Origin of the sequence: Mesorhizobium sp. M2A.F.Ca.ET.067.02.1.1, from assembly GCF_004023285.1 — a bacterium.
GTDB lineage: Bacteria > Pseudomonadota > Alphaproteobacteria > Rhizobiales > Rhizobiaceae > Mesorhizobium.
In genome coordinates, this window is the sequence record NZ_RZSB01000514.1 from 1 (window position 1) to 4,326 (window position 4,326).

The 4,326-nt window shown below is 64.7% G+C and carries 5 protein-coding genes and 1 pseudogene; all 6 read right to left on the reverse strand.

The window, feature by feature from the left end; all coding sequences use genetic code 11:
• A pseudogene (locus EOA28_RS26385) lies at positions 1–212 on the reverse strand (3-oxoadipate enol-lactonase); the annotation flags it as partial.
• Positions 213–288: 76 nt separating this feature from the next.
• Positions 289–1,143, reverse strand: a complete 855-nt coding sequence (locus EOA28_RS26390) for a sugar phosphate isomerase/epimerase family protein (protein WP_127252460.1) — start codon at positions 1,141–1,143, stop codon at positions 289–291.
• Position 1,144: 1 nt separating this feature from the next.
• Positions 1,145–1,921: an ATP-binding cassette domain-containing protein gene (locus EOA28_RS26395; RefSeq protein ID WP_127252458.1), complete on the reverse strand. Its 777-nt coding sequence runs from the start codon at positions 1,919–1,921 to the stop codon at positions 1,145–1,147.
• Positions 1,918–2,904 carry an ABC transporter permease gene (locus tag EOA28_RS26400; RefSeq protein WP_127252456.1) on the reverse strand — a complete coding sequence of 329 codons (987 nt, stop codon included), beginning with the start codon at positions 2,902–2,904 and terminating at the stop codon, positions 1,918–1,920. The genes EOA28_RS26395 and EOA28_RS26400 overlap by 4 nt, the downstream gene beginning before the upstream one ends.
• Before the next feature lie 147 nt (positions 2,905–3,051).
• Positions 3,052–4,041: a substrate-binding domain-containing protein gene (locus EOA28_RS26405; RefSeq protein ID WP_245463338.1), complete on the reverse strand. Its 990-nt coding sequence runs from the start codon at positions 4,039–4,041 to the stop codon at positions 3,052–3,054.
• A 75-nt stretch (positions 4,042–4,116) separates the two neighbouring features.
• A complete protein-coding gene (locus EOA28_RS41175; protein WP_348633437.1) occupies positions 4,117–4,320 on the reverse strand; it encodes a hypothetical protein in 204 nt (67 codons plus the stop codon).
• Positions 4,321–4,326 lie beyond the last annotated feature (6 nt).

Here is a 4,326-nt window from a genome sequence, read left to right on the forward strand (position 1 = left end):
ATCGAAAGCCCGTGGCCGCGCTTGTCGTAGACCAGCATCGGCATTTCCCCGGCGAGCCGCGCGACGACGTCGTCCCATATCCGGAAATCGGTGCCCAGCGAATTGATGAAGATGATCGGGCGAGACGTGCCGGCCGCCTCGATATGGCGATGATGCAGTGTGACGCCGCCTATGCTGACGAATGGCACGATTTCGATCCTCCGAACCCACATTGCACCAGCAATTTGGTTCGGTAAATCGAAACCATCCGAGGTTGCTTCGGCCGGCTCGTGATGCGGGCCCTGCCGCCTACCCCAGCGTCAGTCCTGCCTTCCTCGCTTCCTCGCGCAGGAACGGCAGCCCGACCTCGATGACGTCGCGCGGGTCTTCCGCCACCGGTCGCCACACCGCGAGCCCGCCGGCGATGTCGACATCGACATGGTTCATGCTTTCAAGCGTGATCGCGCCCTGATAGCCGATGTCGGCGATCGCCTTCATGCAGGCGGCCCAGTTGAGCATGCCGCGCCCCGGCACGCCGCGATTAGCTTCCGACACATGCACATAGCCGAGATAGGGCGCCGCCGCCTCGAAGCCGGACGCAAAACTCTTTTCCTCGATATGCATGTGGTAGGTGTCGAGATGGATGAAGATGTTCTCGGCGCCGACGCGCTCGATGATGCGCGCCGCGTCGATGCCGCGATTGATCAGATGTGTCTCGTAGCGGTTGCAGGGCTCGATGCCGAGCTTCAGGCTGCGCGACTTCGCCGACTTCGCCGCCCGTTCGAGGAAGCGGCACATGCCGTCGATCTCGCGCTGTGCCGGCGCCCGCCCGGTGGTCTTGCCGATCGTGCCATAGGTGACCCCGCCCAGCGCCTCGGCGCCCACCTCGTTGCAGACATTGAAGGCCGGCTGCAGGAAGTCGAGCGCCTCGTCCGGCCGCTCGACCACATCGAGCGCGCGCGGCAGGCCGAGCGACGGAATGAGCTCGACGCCGTAGTGGCTGGCGAAGCCGCGCGTGCGCTTGGTGTCGATCTCCTCGGGGCGCAGCAGCGGGATCTCCATCAACCCGATGCCGAGCTCCTTCAGCCGGTCCATCTGCGGCTCGATGCGGGCGAGGTCCCAGACCGGCGCGATGGCGAAAGTGTGCAGTCCGAACGTGTTCATGTCAGCCTCGTTGTTCATGCGCCGCCGCGGCGGCAATGTCGCCGCCGCCGACGATGCGGCTGACGACTTCGCTCATGTTGGTGTTGGCGGTGACGAGATCGGCATCCGCCCTGCCGTGGCGCAACACCACGATGCGGTCGGTGACCGACAGCACGTCGTTCAGCCGGTGCGAGATCAGGATTACGGCGATGCCTTCCGACTTCAGCCGCCGGATGAGATCGAGCACGCTCTGCACCTCGCGTACGGCAAGTGCGGCCGTCGGCTCATCCATGATGACGAGCTTCGGGTTGAAGGTCAGCGCCCGCGCGATCGCCACCGTCTGCTGCTGGCCGCCGGAGAACGAACCAACGGAACGGTTTATCGACGGCAGATGCGCGCCCAGCCGCTCGATCATCTTGGACGCCTGACGATCCATCTCGCTTTTGTCGACGAAGCCGGGGAACAGGCCGAACAGCCTCTTCGTCGGCTCGCGCCCAAGGAAGATGTTGGACGCCACGTCCTGCTGCTTGGCCAGCGAAAGATCCTGGTAGATCATCTCGATGCCGAGTTGGCGGCGCTGTCCGGGGTCGAGGGCAAGAATGTCCTTGCCGTCGAACTCGATCGAGCCGGTGTCGGCACGGTAGATGCCGGTGATGGTCTTCATCAGCGTCGACTTGCCGGCTCCATTGTCGCCGACCAGCCCGACCACCTCGCCGGCTGCGACCGAGAGGTCGACGCCGTGCAGCACGTCGACCGCGCCAAAACTTTTGCGGATGCCGCGAAGCGAAAGCAGGGTCATACGCGTGACTCCTTCCGCACCTGGTATTGGTCGATGAACACGGCGAGGATCAGCACCGCGCCGATCCCCATCTGCTGGTAGTAGGATTGAACCGCAAGCAGCGTCAGCCCGTTCTGCAGCACACCCATGATCAGCGCGCCGATCATGGTGCCCAGGATCGAGGCGCGGCCGCCGAACAGGTTGGTGCCGCCGATGATCGCCGCCGTGATCGCGGTAAGCTCGTAGTTGATGCCGGCCGTCGGGTCGCCGGCGTTGACGCGCGCGGTGAAGAGCAGGCCAGCGAGGCCGGCAAGCGCGCCGGAGAGCGTATAGATGATGCGGCGGTGATGCTCGACGCGGATGCCTGCGGCGCGCGCCGCGCCTTCGCTGTCGCCCAGCGCCAGCGTGTGGCGGCCGAAGCGTGTATAGGCGAGCACCGCATGCGCGACGATCGCCGTCAGCACGAAGATGATCACCGGCATCGGGATACCGAACGGCCGCCCCTGGCCTATATAGACGATCTCCTGCGGCAGGCCGTAGATCGCCCTGCCCTGCGAGATGACCAGCGCCAGCCCGCGCGCCAGACCCAGCATGCCGAGCGTGACGATGAAGGCCGGCACGAAGGCGCGGGTGACCAGTTGCCCGTTGATGTAGCCGGCGATCGCGCCGGCCAGGATGCAGGCGATCACCGCCAGAACCGACGGCCAGCCGAGATTGACGGCCACGAACGCGCCCGCGACACCGGCGAGCCCCATCACCGAGCCGAGCGACAGATCGAGCCCGCCCGAGCCGATGACGAAGGTAGCGGCGATCGCCAGCACGCCGATCGTCGAGGTGGCAAGCAGGATGTTGAGGAAATTGCTGAGCGACAGAAAATAGGGCGACAACAGCGCCATCGCCGTGCTCAGCGCCAGGAGCACCACCAGCGACTCCAGCCTGATGTGGAGCCTTTCAACGGATGCGCGCTGCACCCGAGCCCAGAAGCCGGGCTGTTCAGAAGCCATGTCTTTGCACCCTTCGGGTAGGGGAGTAGGGGAGTAAGGCAGTAGGGCAGTAGGGCAGTAGGGAGTAGAGGAGCCAGGCCTGAGAAGCGCAACTTTTGCCTTCCCTTACTGCCCTACTCCCTTACTGCCCTATTCCCTTTCTCCATCCTACTTCACATACTGCAGCATCGGCTCCTTGCCGGCGTCGATCACGTCCTTGGTCAGCACCAGCGTAGGCACCGCGATGCTGTCCTTGACCTTGTCGCCCGCCAACGCCTTCTTGACGTTCTCCACCGCCTGCTTGCCGACGAGGTAGGGAAGCTGCGCCACCGAGGCATTGAGGCGGCCTTCCTTGATCGACTTCACGGCATCGACATTGCCGTCGACGCCGATGATCGTTACTTGCGGGCCCTTGCCGGCCGCATAGACCGACTCCACCGCGCCGAGCGCCATGCCGTCATTGGCGCAGAAGATGGCGACCAAGTCGGGATTCGCCGTCAGCGTGTCGGTGGCGATCGAGGCGGCCTTGCCGCGGTCCCAGTCGCCCGGCAGCGAGGCGACGATCTCCAGCCCGGGCGCCAGCTCTTTCAGCTTGTCGGCAAAGCCCTTGGCGCGCTTCTCGCCGGTGATGTTGCCGGAGAGGCCTTCGATGACCAGCACAGGCCCCTTGGCGTCCTTACCGAGCTTGCTTGCAAGATATTCGGCGCCCTGCGCGCCGGCGGCGATGTTGTCGGAGCCGATATGGAAGGTCACCTTGACGCCTTCCTTGTCGAGCACCGCCTGGTCGAGATTGTTGTCGAGGTCGACGATCTTGATGCCGGCGTCCTGCGCCGACTTAAGGCAAGGCAGAAGATTGGTCGAGTTGATGGCGGCGGTGATCATCGCCACCGGCTTGCGCTCCAGCATGGTGTTGCAGAGGTTGAGCTGCGGCTCGGCCGCCTGGTCGCTCTCTGCCGCTTGCTGGAAATATTTCACCCCGGCTTGTTTGGCGCCGTCCTCGACGCCCTGCGCCATCGCGCCCCAGAACGGATTGGCCAGCGTCTTCATCAGCACGCCATATTCGCCGTCTTCGGCCTTGGCGACGCCGATGGCGGAAAACGCAAGCGCGGCGCCGACGGCAAGCGTAAATCGATTTATCTTCAAGAAATGCGATGTCATTCGATCCTCCGTTCGATCTTTGGCGCCGGATGCCTTGGCCAGGGCCGGCGCAGTTTCCGTTCACGACAATGGGGGCTATTGTCGGTCTCCTCCCCCGGAATGCGGGCCGTTGCCTGGCGAGCCAACGGATTCCCGCTCCAACACCTGGCAGGGTTCGAGCCGCGCCGTGGGTGGTCCCACCGCGCCTTCGACCCTGCGAAACAAAAGGTTCATCGCCTCGCTGGCGATCTGGCGCACCGGCTGCACCACGGCGGCGATCGCCGGCCATGTCACCTGCATCCATTC